The organism is Paenibacillus ehimensis NBRC 15659, assembly GCF_004000785.1.
GTDB classification, from domain to species: domain Bacteria; phylum Bacillota; class Bacilli; order Paenibacillales; family NBRC-103111; genus Paenibacillus_G; species Paenibacillus_G ehimensis.
Genome location: NZ_BILX01000019.1, coordinates 1 through 14,601, shown reverse-complemented (window position 1 = coordinate 14,601; position 14,601 = coordinate 1). Strand labels below are relative to the sequence as shown.

Here is a 14,601-nt window from a genome sequence, read left to right as displayed (position 1 = left end):
AATGATGCAGCAGGATATTCGAATTTTGATTGCCGACGACGATCGGGAAATTCGCGAGCTGGTAAAAACCTATTTGGAAAGAGAAACGTATCGGATCGACGCGGCGGCAGACGGGGAGGAAGCTCTTCGTCTGTTCGAAGCGCACCGCTATAACCTGATTCTGCTTGATTTGATGATGCCCAAGATCGACGGCATCGAGGTATGCCGGAGACTTCGCATGAAGACGAATGTTCCGATTCTCATGCTCACGGCCAAGGATCAGGAAATCGATAAAGTATTGGGGCTGAGCATCGGGGCGGACGACTATATTACGAAGCCTTTCAGCATCCATGAGCTGGTCGCCCGGATTAAAGCCCATTTGCGGCGTTTCCTGGTCTTGGGCAGTGAAAGCGGTCCGCAGCAGGAAACGGTGCTGAGCTTTAAGAACATCACGATTCATTTGCAAAAGTATACGGTCACGAGAGGCGGGGAAGAGATCACGCTGACCGGCAAAGAGTTCGAGCTGCTGAAGTTTATGGCTTCGCATCCCGAGCAGGTGTTTACGAAGACGCAGCTGTTCCGGCAGGTATGGGACAGCGATTATTTGGAGGACGACAATACCGTGATGGTTCATATCCGCAAGCTCCGGATGAAAATCGAGGAAGACCCGTCCGATCCGAAATTGATTCAGACCGTATGGGGCATCGGATACAAGTTTGCAGGTGACAAAGATGAAGTATGACAAGGGCGCCGTTCTCCTTATCGCACAGTTGATCGTCTTGTCCGCTCTTTTCATCGTGGATTGGACTTACCAGCCCCAAGGCATCGTCCGCGGGGCTTTATTCGCTGTGTTGTTTGCCGTAACGGTCATCCATCTTTACGTCCGGTACCGGTTCACGGCGAGGCTGAAGTCCATGGCGGCTGCGCTGAGACGCGCCACGCAAGGCAATATGAATACCCGGCTGCTTGCGGGCGACGACCGTCACTTTGACGAGGTGATCTTTTCGATCAATGAATTGATCGAGCAGTTGGCTAAGGTTCACGTCCGCACGATCCGCTCCGAGGCGGCGAGAAAAAGTCTGCTGTCCAACATCTCCCATGATATCCGGACTCCTCTCACATCGATTATCGGCTATGCGGATGCGTTGAAGGATGACATCGCGGCTTCCGGCGAGGAGAAGCAGCGGTACTTGGACATTTTGTCCCGGAAGACCGTCGCCTTGAAGGAGCTGATCGACGAAATCTTCGAGCTTGCCAAGCTGGATGCCGACGAAATTCCGTTGAAGCCGGAGACGCTGGATTTTGCGGAAATTGTCCGGGAATCGGTGATCGGATTTTTGCCCAAGCTGAAAAAATATGCTATCGAGTTAAAAGCCAACATTCCGGAGGAAGCCTGCTTCATCGTGGCCGACCGGGTAAGCGTGCTGCGGCTCGTAAGCAATCTGATCAAAAATGCCGTCGAGCATGGAAAAGACGGTAAAGTCTTGGGCATCGAGCTGACGGAGGCCGCAGGGAGGTACCAGCTGCTGGTGTGGGACCGGGGGAGCGGGATTTCGCCGGAGGATTTGCCTCGCGTGTTCGAACGGATGTACCGTACGGACCGGGCAAGGAATCCTTCCGCGCAAGGGAGCGGGTTAGGTCTGGCTATAGCGAAGGCGCTCGCCGAGAAGCATTCGGGGACTTTGTGGGCCGAAAGCGAGCCCGGCGTGAAAACGACCTTCGGCTTCGCGATCCCGAAGCGCGGTGCTCCGAGCCGAGATTAAGAAACAATTAAGAACTGGTTAAGAGGCATTTAAAATCGCCTGCTTATCATGAAATTACGATCTGATGAAAGCAGGAGGGGTAACGATTTGAGTGCGGTTATCAAAACGACGCGGTTAACGAAGATTTACGGAACTCAAAAAGCGGTGGACAACCTGGAAATGAATGTGCGTCAAGGACAGATTTACGGGTTTCTTGGACAGAACGGCGCGGGGAAGACGACGACCATCCGCATGCTGCTCGGTTTAATCAAGCCGACGCATGGTGAAATTGAGATTTTCGGCGAAAGTCTTCAAAAGAACCAGAAAGAGATTTTAAGAAGAATCGGGTCGATTGTCGAGTTCTCCGGATTTTATGAGAATTTAACGGCCCGCGAGAATTTGTTGATCAACGCCAAGCTGATGGGCGTACATAAGAAAAACGCCATGGACGAAGCTTTGGAAATCGTCGGTCTGCATCAGGAAACGAAAAAGCTGGTCGGCAGCTATTCCTTGGGGATGAAGCAGCGGCTTGGGATCGCCAGAGCCATTCTCCATCATCCCGAGCTGTTGATTTTAGACGAGCCTACCAACGGGCTGGACCCGGTGGGCATTAAGGAAATCCGCAGGCTGATCAAATCTCTCGCCGAGGAACGAAAAATAACGATTCTCGTTTCCAGCCATATTTTGTCCGAAGTCGAGCAGTTGGCCGACCAGATCGGGGTCGTTCATCAAGGGAAGCTTCTGGAAGAAATTTCATTCGACGAGCTCCGCAAGCGGAACCGCAAATACCTTGAGTTTCAAGTGTCCGACGACAATAAAGCGGCGATGCTGCTGGAGAAGCATTTCGGCATTACGGACTATGAGGTTCACGACGAACGGGTGATCCGGGTGTACAGTCATATCGGCGAGCAGGGCAAGCTCAACCGGATGCTGGTGGAGCATGGGATAGAAGTCACAAAAATGACAACGAGTGTAGACAGATTGGAAGATTACTTTATAAAATTGATAGGGGGCGGGACGATTGGCTAACTTGCTCTATACGGAACTGATCAAACTGAAGCGGGCCAAGATGTTTATGGTCAGCATGCTCGGAGCCGTGTCGGCCCCTATCATGATGTTTCTTGCTTTGCTGAAAATGAAAAGCAAGCATCCCGATACTCCCATTCAGTTCGAGGTCGCTTTTATCAACACGAATATGTACGTGATTTTGCTTGTAGGCACCCTGCTCTACGGAGTCATTACGGCGTATCTGTTTCATCGGGAATATGCGGAAGATACCTTGAAAAATCTATTGACCATCCCGGTATCCCGACTCAGTCTGATTGCAAGCAAGCTGATTTTGCTGTTCCTGTGGATTATGGCTCTAACGCTCATTATTTGGTTGCTGACGCTGATCCTGGGGCTGATCGGCCAGTTTGAAGGCTTGACTGCGGCTCTGGTGCTCCAATCCTTGAAGCAATTTGTCGTGGGAGGCGCGCTTCTGTTTCTTCTGTGCACTCCGACGATGTTCATCACCTTTTTGTTCAAAAATTATGTTCCCACCATCATCTTTACCGCGATGATTACGATGGCCAACGTAGTGCTTTCCGAATCGGAATACAAGGCTTTATTTCCTTGGTCCGCTACGTACGTCATCGCCAACGAAGCTTTCGTTCCCGAATATCCGCCGGCTTTTTCTTACGCCGCGATTATCGCAGCTTCGATCATCGGACTTGCGGCAACGATTATCTACTTCAAGAAGGTAGATATTCATTGATATAGATAAACAGACGAGAAAATAGGAGTGTGGAGCTGTTGAATTTGTGGGAAGCGTTTGTTGCTTTAATTCTGGGACTCGTGGAGGGTCTAACCGAGTTCGCGCCAGTTTCTTCTACCGGCCATATGATCATCGTAGACGATTTCCTGTTCCAATCCAAAGAAATTTTTTCCCCGAGCGTCGCGAATACGTTCAAGATCGTCATTCAATTGGGATCGATTCTGGCGGTCGTCGTTCTGATGTGGGACCGGTTCATGAACTTGCTCGGACTTAAGAAAATGCCGGGGCAAACGTCTTCCGGACCGCGCTTGAATCTGCTGCAGGTCTTCGTCGGACTGGTTCCGGCCGGGATCCTTGGCGTGCTGTTCGACGATTATATCGACGAATATTTGTTCTCTACGAAAACGGTCGTCGTCGGACTGGTGCTCGGAGCCGTGCTCATGCTCGCGGCCGATTGGTTCCGCCCCCGCCGCCCGAAGACGGAGACGGCCGATCAGATTACATACAAGCAGGCGTTCCTTGTGGGACTGGTGCAATGCTTGTCCCTGTGGCCGGGCTTCTCGCGTTCCGGTTCGACCATCTCCGGCGGCGTCCTGCTCGGGATGAGCCACCGCGCGGCTGCGGATTTCACCTTCATTATGGCTGTGCCGATCATGGCCGGAGCAAGCTTCCTGTCGCTCCTCAAGAGCTGGGACTCGATCACGATGGACGCCATTCCGTTTTTCGTCGTCGGATTTATTAGCGCCTTCGTCTTTGCGCTTCTGTCGATCCGCTTCTTCCTGAAGCTGATCAACCGCATCAAGCTCGTACCGTTTGCGATCTACCGTCTGGTGCTCGCCGCTGTTATTTATTTTGTTTTTCTGTAAACGAGAGTTTGTTTGAGTAGCCTAACCCTGTCATAAACGGGGTTAGGCTTTTTTTGTGAGCAAACCATAAATATGCTATGAACAGCAAATGACAGCATCTTTCAAACGGGTTTCCAGGACAAAGACATTCCCATTCGCATCAAGCTGATAGGATATATGGTTTTGCTTCAAACGGTTAGTAAGAGCCGTCGTTAGTTCTTGATTTAAGTTTGTCGCATGAGCGAAAACCACATAAGTATCGGGGCGATCGGGCAGAGAAAGCCAAGATACAAAAATGCCCAATCCTATAACGAGGCCAATAGCCATTGCTTTTTTCACGTTCATCACACCCTTCTAGAAGTGAAAGTACCATTTTATTGGATAATATACAAATGGATTACATCAGGCTGATGCGAAATTAAAATTGCTTGGCGGCGGCGATCCTGCTATCTTGGTAGTGTCTGTTGAAAACTTGGGAGGAATCGCTATGTACCGCATTCACATCATAGAAGACGACGACAAAATCGGGGCCGTCCTGAAAAAAAATATGGAGAAATACGGCTTCGAGGCGGCGTGCGCAACACAATTCCGCGAGCTGCTGCCCGAGCTGGAAGCCTACGCGCCGCACTTGGTGCTGCTGGATATTAACCTGCCGTATTTTGACGGCTATTACTGGTGCAGACAAATTCGCATGCGCTCGAGCGTGCCGATCATTTTCATCTCCGCGCGGGCCGGGGAGATGGATCAGGTGATGGCCATCGAGAACGGCGGCGATGACTATATTACGAAACCGATCCCGTTGGATCTTCTCATGGCGAAGATCAAGGGCGTGCTCCGAAGAGTCTACGGGGAATATGCTGCTGCCGGACATGACGGCACGGCTGCGGGAGCGCCGGAAGCGGAGCTGAACGCGCATGGCTTGCGGCTGCACCTCGGACGGGGCGAGCTGGTATGGGAGAAGCGGAAAGCCATGCTGACGAAGAACGAGCGGCTGCTGGCGGAATGCTTCATGCGGCAGCCGGGGCGGATCGTCTCGCGGGAGCAGCTACTGGAGGCGCTGTGGGACGATGTGCAGTTTGTCGATGACAATACGTTAACGGTCAATGTGACGAGGCTTCGGAAAAAGCTGGAGGAATTGGGACTGCCGAAAGCCATCGAGACGGTGCGCGGCCAAGGCTATATGCTCCTCTTACGCGACGGACGGGAGGAATCGGGCGTATGAGGAGGGCGTCGGCCGTACTATTTTTGCGGGATCGGCTCGTTTATGCGCTTGTCTGCCTCCTCCTGATCGGACTCGGCGCCGGGCTTATGCTGCTGGAACGGGCGCGCAATCCAGAAGGGATTGGGACGGGCACCATCTCCTATTTTGTCATCCTCGGATTATTCTTGGCCGGCGTGTGGCTGGCCGTTGATTATATACGCCAAAGAGCGTATTACAAGCAGCTGGAGCATGCGGCGGAGCGGTCCGGCGAGCTGCAGGCCGCCGCCATCGTCCAGTCCGCGGTTACGGGCGAGCAGCGGCTTGTCACACGTTTGCTGCAGGAGCAGCACAGCGCTTATCTGAATGAGCTTGGGCAATACCGCCGCCAACAGGAGCAGCACAATCATTTTGTGCTGCAATGGGTGCATCATATGAAAACCCCCGTATCCGTTATCGATTTGCTGGTGCAGGATACCTTGACGCAGCTGCCCGTTACGGAAGAGGAGCAAAAGCAGCTTGCGCTCAGCCTGCAGGAGGAAGCCGACCGCATGACGAGAGGGCTCGATCTGATGCTGAATACGGCGCGTCTCGATAAGTTTCGAATGGATCTCCATTTCCGGCAAACGGCGCTTCACGAGCTGGTGCGCACCGTCATGAATGCGCATAAGCGGCTCTGTATCCGGCATTCTATCTTTCCGCAGATCGAAGGCGAGGCATGGGCGGAAACCGACGGAAAATGGATGACGGTCGTTCTGAACCAGTTTGTCAGCAATGCGATCAAATACAGCAAGGCCAAGCCGGGAGCCAAGAAGCTCGTTTTCCGGTTGGAGCCGGATGCGGACGGGGGCAGCAAGCTGAGCGTGACGGATGAGGGGATCGGAATTGCCCCCCACGATCTGCCGCGAATCTTCGACCCGTTCTTCACCGGAGAGAACGGACGGGAGGCCGGAGAGTCGACCGGCATGGGACTCTATTTGGCCAAGCAGGTATTCAGCGGACTCGGACACCGGTTGTCCGTAGGGTCAAAGCTGGGCGAGGGAACGACGTTTACCGTATTCTTTCATCCCCGGAGCATTTGTGCGTTAGGTGACAAGGGAGAACGGGGCATGCGCTCCAGGTGACAAGTTTGTAAGGTGCAATGTCACGCAAATCGATGGGACCGTCGCCTCCTCCGAGCTATACTAGCGCTATAGACATCAAAGACAGCAACGAAGGAGGAACCGGGCAACGATGAGTGTACTAAGAGCGCAGGGACTCGGCAAAACATACAGCTCCCCTGGAAATATCATTTACCAAGCGTTGGAGGATATTGATTTGACCATCGAGGCGGGCGAGTTTGTCGGCGTCATGGGGCCGTCGGGGAGCGGGAAGACGACGCTGCTCAATCTGCTGGCAACGATGGACCGTCCGACGTCCGGGCGCATCGAGATCAACGGGGTTGATCCGTCGACGCTGAGCGATAAGCAGCTGGCGTTATTCCGGCGGCGCGAGCTTGGCTTCGTGTTTCAGGATTTCAACCTGCTGGACACGTTGTCGATCAAGGAAAATATGATTTTGCCCCTCGTTCTGGAAGGGATGGCTCCCCACCTGATCGAGCAGCGGCTGGAGCCGCTTGCCGAAAGGCTGCAAATCGCCGGGCTGCTCGGGAAGCGTACCTATGAGGTGTCCGGCGGGCAGAAGCAGCGCGCGGCGATTGCGCGGGCGCTCATTCACAAGCCGTCCTTGCTGCTGGCCGACGAGCTGACCGGGAATCTGGACTCGAAGGCGGCCAAGGAGGTCATGGATGCGCTCCAAGAGATGAACGAGCATTTCCATGCGACCGTGCTGATGGTCACGCACGATCCTTTCTCGGCGAGCTACTGCCGGCGCATCATGTTTATTAAAGACGGCAAGCTGTTCTCGGAATTGCGGCGCGGTGCGAGCCGGCAAGTATTCTTCCAACAAATTTTGGACGCGCTCAGCGTGCTGGGAGGGAATTTCGATGACGTTCCGCTCGCTCGCGCTTAGCAATATCCGCGGCAATTGGCGGTCGTACGGCGCGTTTTTTATGAGCAGCGTGTTTTCCGTCATGATCTTCTACATCTATGCCGCGTTTCTCGCTCATCCCGAGGTGGTGAGCGGCCGGCTGCTGGCCGCCGCGAAAGTCCGGCAGGGCATGGTATTTTGCGAGTATGTCATTGTCATCTTCTCGTTCCTGTTCGTGCTGTATTCCAACTCCGCCTTTGTGATGACGCGCCAGCAGGAGTTCGGCCTGTTCTCGCTGTTCGGGATGACCCGCGCGCAGCTCCGCAAGCTTGTGCTGTACGAGAACGCGGCGATTGCGGCGCTGTCGATCGGAGCGGGCATCGGGCTTGGCATTCTGTTCAGCAAGCTGTTCTTTATGGGGCTTGGCGTACTGCTCGGGATGCGCGATACGATCCCGTTTGCCGTTCCGCAGCAAGCGGTGTGGGCAACGGCCGGGGGGTTCTTCCTGCTGTTCACGCTCATTTCGCTGTGGACGACGCTGCGCATGAGCCGTGCGGAAATCGCCGATCGGCTGAAAGCTTCGCGCAAGCCGAAAGGGCAGCGCGTCTATTCGCGCTGGCTTGCGATGCTTGCGGTGGTTTGCCTGGGAACGGGCTACAGCCTGGCGCTGACGTTGAACGAGTCGTACTTCGATCTGAAGGTGCTGCTGATTCTGCTTACGGTGATCCTTGGCACGTATCTTTTGTTTACACAGTTCAGCTTTCTGTTCCTGCGACTGATCCGGAAGCGCGCCGGCATCTACTATGATCGTACGAATATGCTCGTCTATGCCCAGCTCGGCTACAAAATGAAAGACAACGCCCGCGTGCTGTTCATCGTCTCGATTTTGAGCGCGGTCATTTTAACGGCTTCGAGCGCGGTGTATATGCTTGCGGTTGCCGGGCAATACCAGGAGATGAAGACGCAATACGATAATGTTAGAGAAGTCATCGCCTTAACGATGTTTATCGGCCTCTTCATCAGCCTGCTGTTCTTCATCGCGTCCGGGAGCATGATTTATTTCAAGCTGTTTACGGAGCTGCAGGAGGATCGGGCGCAATTCAAGGCTTTGACCCGAATCGGCATCACCGGGGATGAAATCCGCAAAATCGTCGTTCCGCAGGTCGGCGTCATTTTCTTCGCGCCCTGTCTGATCGGCATTGCCCACGCGCTGGTCGCGATGAAGGCATTGGATAACCTGCTTCATTTATCCAATTGGCTTTATTCGTTCGTCGTCATCGGCGTATATATGGCCATGCAGACGGTTTACTTTGTCGTCGCTTGCAGAGGTTATATGAACCGTGTGCTGCGCGGCGCAGCTTCTTAAAGGGAACGAAGATAGAAGGAGAGAAGACAATGAAAATTTTTTGCGCAAAAACAAACCATATATTTCTTTTAATGTAAATTGTTGTTGGATGGGTCGTGTCCCCGCTATCGGCCAAGGCCGAAGCGAAAACGTTTCAGATCGATCCTGCCAAAATCGATGCCTATGTCGAAGCGGCCATGGACAGGCTTCACATTCCGGGCGCGGCCTTGGCGATCGTCAAGGGCGACCGGACCGTCTACCTGAAGGGCTACGGCATCTCCGGCCCGGATCAAGCGCCCGTCACGCCGCAGACGCCTTTTGTCCTCGGTTCCACCAGCAAATCGTTCACCGCTCTCGCGGTCATGCAGCTGGCGGAGGCCGGGAAGATTGAGCTTGATGCGCCGGTGCAGCGGTATCTGCCATATTTTCGAACCGCCGATGAGGCAGCCTCTTCCCAAATAACCGTACGGCACTTATTGAATCAAACCAGCGGATTTTCCATCTATACCGGGCGCAAAGGAATGGTAGAAGGAGACAAGTCGATCGAACAGCATATCCGGGACCTGAAAAATACGCCGCTTGCCAGGCCCGCAGGCTCCGGGTATGAATATTCGAACGTCAACTACAATATTCTTAGCGGGATCGTCCAAGCGGTCTCCGGGAAACCGTATGCCCAATATGTGAGCGACCATATTTTTAAGCCGCTGGCGATGAACCACAGCTACGCCGCCCCGGATCCAGCCCGAAGCGACGGTCTGGCAACCGGCTATCAGCCCGTTTTCGGCTATATGGTCCCAACCAAGCAATGGAATCACGAGGCGACCGTCGCGTCAGGCTACTTGATCTCCAGCGCCGAAGACATGGCGAATTACTTGATCGCTCAGCTGAACGGAGGCCGTTTCCAAGCCAGAACCGTCTTGTCCGAGCAAGGCGTCCGGCAAATGCACGAGCCGGTGGCGCCGATCGCAGACGGGTTATTTTACGGCATGGGGTGGAGCGTCAACAACAGCGTCATTTTTCATAACGGCATTACGGAGAATACGTATTCGTTTATGGCGATGGATGGGGATTACGGCATTGTCCTGCTGATCAACGCCTACGATTTTCTCTCTTCCTACGACAGCATCGCCTCGGGACTGAACGGAATTGTTCACGGTCAGGAACGCTCGGCAGCCGAACTGCCCGATTATACGAAGACGTACCTGATCCTGGATCTGATTATGGCGGTCATTCTCGCTTTGCTCGTCAGATCCGTCTACAGCTTGTGGACCTGGAAAACAAAATTCAAGGCGACGCCGCTGCGCATAACCGTGCATGCCGTGTCTATCCTGTTCCTGAATGTGCTGCTTCCTTTGGCGGTATTGATTTATTTCCCTAAGCTGGACCCGGCTCCATGGTCGGTCGTCACGCTGTTTTTTCCCGGCGCGGGCCATGCGCTCTTGTTCATCCCCATCGTGTTGTTGGGTGTGGGGGCGATCAAAACCGTTCTGCTCCTCCGCAGTAGCTTGGGGAGCAAGAGACCGGCTTCCAGGAGGGTAAGCGGATGATCAAGGTGTTGGAAAATTTGGCCGCCGCCGCGATGACCACGGCCATCGTAACCTTGCTGCTTCACGCTCCGTTCGTGAATGGCCGGCCGTTAATTGACATGATCCGAATTTTGTTTTCATAGCCTGTCCTGTTTCTGGACGGATTGTTCCTTCCTTCGTGATTCGGCTCATAGCTTCCCGAGACGAAACGGCGTAGGGTAAATGTATCCGAGGGGGGCAGGACATGGAAAATAACGGTAACGACTACGGGATTCGAATCGATTCATATCGGGCGGGGGACGATTATGTGTTTCTGGTGACCGGGGGAGAGGCGCATGTGGGCGCGGTCGCTTGCGCTTACTGGCATGAAGGGGCGGTCCGGTCGGAGACGATATCCGTGCCCGGGCACCGGGAAGGGGAGCTGGTTAAGGAATTGGCCGAAAGCGCAGCGTCGAAGCTGCGCCATCGTGCCGTCGTGATTATGGGAATCCACATCGATAGCGCGACGAAGCAGGATATTGCACATATTATTGCTTTCGTGCACGGGAAGATGAGGGCCGCTCTCGAAAGCTGTGTCCTGGGGGAACACGGCAGGTGAAGCGTTTGTTAACCCAGCGTATGCCGAATGGCGGCATGCATCGCCGCATTGCCGGCAATAATGCCCGAAGAGCCCACGGTAAACGATTCGCCCCGGATATCCGTAACGATCCCCCCGGCTTCCCGGACGAGCAGGGCTCCGGCCATCCGGTCGTAGGAATCATCGCCGAATTCCCAATACCCGTCCATTTTTCCGCTGGCTACATAGGCCAGTTGAAGCGCGACGGAGCCCAGCATACGAACTCCGAATACGCGCGGAAGCAGCTTGCTGATCCCGTCGGCGGCGAGCTGTGCGGTTAACGGTTCTTCATCCGGCAAAGAAGGGGGGGCCGTTACCAAGAAGGCGTCGTGCAGCGCGGACTTCTCCCCGACCCGGATGCGGGTTCCGTTCAGGAACGCGCCTTGCCCGCGGGCGGCGTGGAACAATTCGCGCCGGTTAGGGTCGTAGACGAGCGAGAAGACAGGCTCCCCGTCCTCCATCAGGCACAGGGCCATCGACCAAGAGCTGAACCCTTGATGCAAATGAACGCCTCCGTCTACCGGGTCCAGCACCCAATACGCCTGCTTGGATGCCGAAGCGGTATGCTGCAGCTCCGGATCAATATCGGCATAGGACCATTGAATATCCGGGTATTTTCGCTGCAGCACCGGTGTGAGTTGTCCGGTGGCCCAGACGTTGGCTTCCGAGAATCTGGCGAACATTTCTTCGCGGTTGCGGGGAGCCGTGCGGTGGTTATACTTCTGCTTTAACTGCTCTCCGAGGCCGGCGAATAACTCCTGCAATTCGTTTACATTCACTTGTACCACAGTCTTCCATCTCCTTAGATATGATCAAAAGCTGCCGGTCAAAAACGGCTATCATGCGGCCGCCTTTTGCCGGTTTTGTAAACCCAGAATGAAAAAGAACGTCACGATGCTTAAGGCAATGCTGCACGCGAGCGCGATCACGAAGGCGTGCAGGTACGGCTCTGTGCCGTGTCCGGTCAAGAAGGAGAAGAAAATCGTGCCGATGACCGCGACCCCGAGAACGTTGGCGGTTTGCATGCAGGTCGTGAGCACGCCGGAGGCGGAGCCCGCATATTGGCTGTGAATGCCCGACAAGATCGTCTTCATCAAAGGGGACGCGACGAGTCCTTGACCCAATCCGATAAGCAGAAACGGAATCAGCAGCGGCAGCCAATCAAGCGACGCGCCACCCGCGCAGATGAACCAGATGACGGCGGCATAACCGGCGGCCATGAGCCATGCGCCCCACTTCAGAACGGCCGTCCCTGCGCGATTCAGCCATTTCGGAGCCAGCAGGGAAGCGGCGAAGAACGCAATGCCGATCGGCATAAAGGCCGCGGCGGATTGCATCGGAGACAGCATCAGCCCATCCTGCAGCGTGATCGAGACGGTGAGAAAAAAGCCCGAATTCCCTAATTGGAAAGCGATGAGCGCCAAAACGCCGACGGTAAACGATCTCTCCTGGAAGATAGCCACCGGGATGAGCGGGGATTTCCCGTTGCGAAGCAGCTTTTTCTCATGCCAAACGAACACGAGAAGAAACGCTAGCCCTCCCAGAAAGCAGGCATATACCCAAAGGGGCCAGCCGGCTTCCCTTCCGATGACCATAGGATAAATGCACAAGAGCAGGCTGCACGTCAGGAGGACGATTCCCCATACGTCGATGTTCTTTTTCTCGCTGGAACGGTTTTCCCGAACGAGAGGAATGATCAGCAGAACGGCCAGCAGGCCGATCGGAATGTTGATCAAAAAGACGCTGCGCCATCCCAGTCCGAGCGCATCGAAGTGGAGCAGCAGGCCGCCGACGATTTGTCCGGCGATTAATCCCAGACCGCTGACCGCACCGTACAGACCGATCGCTTTGCCTTTCTCTTCCAGAGGGAAGATGACATGGATAATGGACAGCACCTGCGGGATCAGGATCGCTGCGCCGATCCCTTGAATCACGCGCGCAAAAATCAGGAACGGCGCGCCCGTCGCGATACCGCACAAAGCCGATGCCGCGACGAACACGATCATGCCGAGAATGAAGCTTTTTTTCCTGCCGATCCAATCGCCGATCCGCGCCCCCGGAATCAGCAGCACCGCATAGCTGAGAACGTACGCGGCAACGATAAACTGGATTTGGGTAGACGAGGCTTGAAGCTGGCTTTGGATCGACGGGATGGCGACATTGACAATAAACGAATCGAGAATAACCATGAACGTGCCAAGCAGCAAAACGGACAACGCCCACCATCTTTTGGCTTCCAACGGTTGGGAAGCACTAACATTTGCCTGACTCATAGATGAATCTCCTTTGAAGTGAATTTAGTAGTATTTAAAAATACTACTATTAATAGGGCGAAAAAAGCGATAAAGGGCTGCTTAATAAAAATTTAAAATATGGCGGGTGCCATGTAAATGCCTCCTTTGTCCGTAGTAGTATTCCATAATACTACTTATATTCAATCGGAATGTCAATGCCTTTTCCTGCAATTTTTAAACGGAATTCGCGCAACCCCACGCAATAAGCCGGAAGTTCCGCTTGATACAACTAAAAAATACTTCGCCGCTATAAAGCAAAGATGCTTTAAATCATGCTCTTGTATTTCATACTTGTTTCGTTATACAATGCATCTTAACTAAATCAACTGAATGTTCTGACAAGCAATGAAGGAGAGAGTAAGCGAAGAACGCTTCTTACCAGGGACGGTGTGCCGGCGACTGAGAGCACCCGATGGAGCACTGCGCTGAAGTTCACTCCCGAGCTGGTGCCTGATAAGCGGCCTGAATCGATCATGGATAAGGCTTCTTGGTAGGGTTTCCCGTAAGTCCTGCGTTAAAGGATGGAAAGTGAGAAGAGCACTCCGGTTCGTCCGCGAAGGGAGAGCACTTCTAATAAGGGTGGTACCACGGCTCCTCGTCCCTTGCGACGGGGGGCCTTTTTTATGTTCCAACAAAAACAATTCAAGGAGCGGATGAGAAATGAACCAACCGAGTTTAGAGCCTTTACGCCAAAGATTGGACGAAACGAACCGCCAGCTTCTGGAGCTGTTGTCGGAACGCGCCAAGATTGCCCAAGAAATTGGAAACATCAAGGAGAAGCAGGGCATTCCGAAATTCGACCCCGTGCGGGAGAAGCAAATGCTGACGGAGCTGGTAGCCAGCAATAAGGGACCTTTCACCGACGATACGATCCGGCACCTGTTCAAGCAAATTTTCCAGGCTTCGCTGAATCTTCAGGTCACCGATCATAAGAAGCAGCTTCTGGTCAGCCGGAAGAAGCAAAAGGAAGATACCGTCGTTACGTTGGGGGACGATGTGAAGGTTGGCGGAGGCCATCCCGTTCTGATTGCGGGACCTTGCTCCGTGGAGAGCTACGATCAGACGCGGACGGTAGCCGCGGCGCTGAAGCAGGCGGGGATTACCGTGCTGCGCGGAGGGGCGTTCAAGCCGAGAACCTCTCCTTACGATTTTCAAGGGCTGGGCATCGAGGGGCTTAAAATATTGAAGGAAGTCGGCGGCGAATTCGATCTGAAAACGATCAGCGAAATCGTTGATCCCGCTCATGTGGAACTGGCATGCGAGTATATCGACGTCATTCAGATCGGCGCGCGCAATATGCAAAACTTCGAGCTGCTGAAAGCGGCGGGCGAG

General features: G+C 54.1%; 16 protein-coding genes. 13 read left to right on the top strand and 3 right to left on the bottom strand.

Annotation, left to right across the window (positions count from 1 at the left end; translation table 11 throughout):
- Positions 1-4 precede the first annotated feature (4 nt).
- From PEH01S_RS13405 to PEH01S_RS13385, 5 genes are all read left to right on the top strand, one after another.
- A complete protein-coding gene (locus PEH01S_RS13405) occupies positions 5-721 on the top strand; it encodes a response regulator transcription factor (protein ID WP_025846179.1) in 717 nt (238 codons plus the stop codon).
- Positions 711-1,742, top strand: a complete 1,032-nt coding sequence (locus PEH01S_RS13400; protein ID WP_127485991.1) for a sensor histidine kinase — start codon at positions 711-713, stop codon at positions 1,740-1,742. The genes PEH01S_RS13405 and PEH01S_RS13400 overlap by 11 nt, the downstream gene beginning before the upstream one ends.
- 87 nt (positions 1,743-1,829) lie before the next feature.
- Positions 1,830-2,750 carry an ABC transporter ATP-binding protein gene (locus PEH01S_RS13395; RefSeq protein ID WP_025846182.1) on the top strand — a complete coding sequence of 307 codons (921 nt, stop codon included), beginning with the start codon at positions 1,830-1,832 and terminating at the stop codon, positions 2,748-2,750.
- Positions 2,743-3,477, top strand: coding sequence for an ABC transporter permease (locus PEH01S_RS13390; RefSeq protein ID WP_127485989.1), 735 nt, complete (start codon positions 2,743-2,745; stop codon positions 3,475-3,477). Before PEH01S_RS13395 ends, PEH01S_RS13390 begins: the two co-directional genes overlap by 8 nt.
- Positions 3,478-3,515: 38 nt before the next feature.
- Complete coding sequence (locus tag PEH01S_RS13385) at positions 3,516-4,343, top strand: undecaprenyl-diphosphate phosphatase (RefSeq protein WP_025846185.1); 828 nt, start codon at positions 3,516-3,518, stop codon at positions 4,341-4,343.
- 75 nt (positions 4,344-4,418) lie between these two features.
- Here PEH01S_RS13385 and PEH01S_RS13380 read toward each other — a convergent pair whose 3' ends face one another.
- A complete protein-coding gene (locus PEH01S_RS13380; protein ID WP_127485987.1) occupies positions 4,419-4,661 on the bottom strand; it encodes a hypothetical protein in 243 nt (80 codons plus the stop codon).
- 148 nt (positions 4,662-4,809) lie between these two features.
- On the opposite strand from PEH01S_RS13380, the gene PEH01S_RS13375 reads away from it, so the two are divergent.
- The 7 genes from PEH01S_RS13375 (at position 4,810) to lpdD (ending at position 10,957) form a co-directional block, all read left to right on the top strand.
- Positions 4,810-5,544: a response regulator transcription factor gene (locus PEH01S_RS13375; RefSeq protein ID WP_025846188.1), complete on the top strand. Its 735-nt coding sequence runs from the start codon at positions 4,810-4,812 to the stop codon at positions 5,542-5,544.
- Positions 5,541-6,644: a sensor histidine kinase gene (locus PEH01S_RS13370; RefSeq protein WP_127485985.1), complete on the top strand. Its 1,104-nt coding sequence runs from the start codon at positions 5,541-5,543 to the stop codon at positions 6,642-6,644. Before PEH01S_RS13375 ends, PEH01S_RS13370 begins: the two co-directional genes overlap by 4 nt.
- A 109-nt stretch (positions 6,645-6,753) precedes the next feature.
- Positions 6,754-7,530, top strand: a complete 777-nt coding sequence (locus tag PEH01S_RS13365; protein ID WP_127485983.1) for an ABC transporter ATP-binding protein — start codon at positions 6,754-6,756, stop codon at positions 7,528-7,530.
- The gene (locus tag PEH01S_RS13360; protein ID WP_127485981.1) at positions 7,505-8,854 is read left to right on the top strand and encodes an ABC transporter permease; all 1,350 of its coding nucleotides are present in this window, start codon (positions 7,505-7,507) and stop codon (positions 8,852-8,854) included. Before PEH01S_RS13365 ends, PEH01S_RS13360 begins: the two co-directional genes overlap by 26 nt.
- A gap of 95 nt (positions 8,855-8,949) precedes the next feature.
- Complete coding sequence (locus tag PEH01S_RS13355; RefSeq protein ID WP_246062910.1) at positions 8,950-10,380, top strand: serine hydrolase domain-containing protein; 1,431 nt, start codon at positions 8,950-8,952, stop codon at positions 10,378-10,380.
- Positions 10,377-10,502 (top strand): hypothetical protein, encoded by a 126-nt coding sequence (locus PEH01S_RS35810; RefSeq protein WP_281281458.1) that lies wholly within the window; start codon positions 10,377-10,379, stop codon positions 10,500-10,502. The genes PEH01S_RS13355 and PEH01S_RS35810 overlap by 4 nt, the downstream gene beginning before the upstream one ends.
- Before the next feature lie 101 nt (positions 10,503-10,603).
- Positions 10,604-10,957, top strand: coding sequence for a prenylated flavin chaperone LpdD (gene lpdD, locus PEH01S_RS13350; protein WP_025846196.1), 354 nt, complete (start codon positions 10,604-10,606; stop codon positions 10,955-10,957).
- A gap of 8 nt (positions 10,958-10,965) precedes the next feature.
- Here the strand turns inward: lpdD and PEH01S_RS13345 are convergent, their stop codons facing one another.
- Positions 10,966-11,763: an inositol monophosphatase family protein gene (locus PEH01S_RS13345; RefSeq protein ID WP_127485979.1), complete on the bottom strand. Its 798-nt coding sequence runs from the start codon at positions 11,761-11,763 to the stop codon at positions 10,966-10,968.
- Positions 11,764-11,814: 51 nt separating this feature from the next.
- Positions 11,815-13,248: an MFS transporter gene (locus PEH01S_RS13340; RefSeq protein WP_127485977.1), complete on the bottom strand. Its 1,434-nt coding sequence runs from the start codon at positions 13,246-13,248 to the stop codon at positions 11,815-11,817.
- A gap of 681 nt (positions 13,249-13,929) precedes the next feature.
- Between PEH01S_RS13340 and PEH01S_RS13335 the strand changes: the two genes are divergently transcribed.
- On the top strand, positions 13,930-14,601 hold a 672-nt coding region (locus PEH01S_RS13335; protein WP_127485975.1), incomplete at its 3' end, for a bifunctional 3-deoxy-7-phosphoheptulonate synthase/chorismate mutase.

Coding starts and splice junctions, on each gene's coding strand:
- PEH01S_RS13400 (WP_127485991.1), top strand. CDS start 711: ATGAAGTATGACAAGGGCGCCGTTCTCCTTATCGCACAGTTGATCGTC.
- PEH01S_RS13405 (WP_025846179.1), top strand. CDS start 5: ATGCAGCAGGATATTCGAATTTTGATTGCCGACGACGATCGGGAAATT.
- PEH01S_RS13365 (WP_127485983.1), top strand. CDS start 6,754: ATGAGTGTACTAAGAGCGCAGGGACTCGGCAAAACATACAGCTCCCCT.
- PEH01S_RS13375 (WP_025846188.1), top strand. CDS start 4,810: ATGTACCGCATTCACATCATAGAAGACGACGACAAAATCGGGGCCGTC.
- lpdD (WP_025846196.1), top strand. CDS start 10,604: ATGGAAAATAACGGTAACGACTACGGGATTCGAATCGATTCATATCGG.
- PEH01S_RS35810 (WP_281281458.1), top strand. CDS start 10,377: ATGATCAAGGTGTTGGAAAATTTGGCCGCCGCCGCGATGACCACGGCC.
- PEH01S_RS13340 (WP_127485977.1), bottom strand. CDS start 13,248: ATGAGTCAGGCAAATGTTAGTGCTTCCCAACCGTTGGAAGCCAAAAGA.
- PEH01S_RS13360 (WP_127485981.1), top strand. CDS start 7,505: ATGACGTTCCGCTCGCTCGCGCTTAGCAATATCCGCGGCAATTGGCGG.
- PEH01S_RS13370 (WP_127485985.1), top strand. CDS start 5,541: ATGAGGAGGGCGTCGGCCGTACTATTTTTGCGGGATCGGCTCGTTTAT.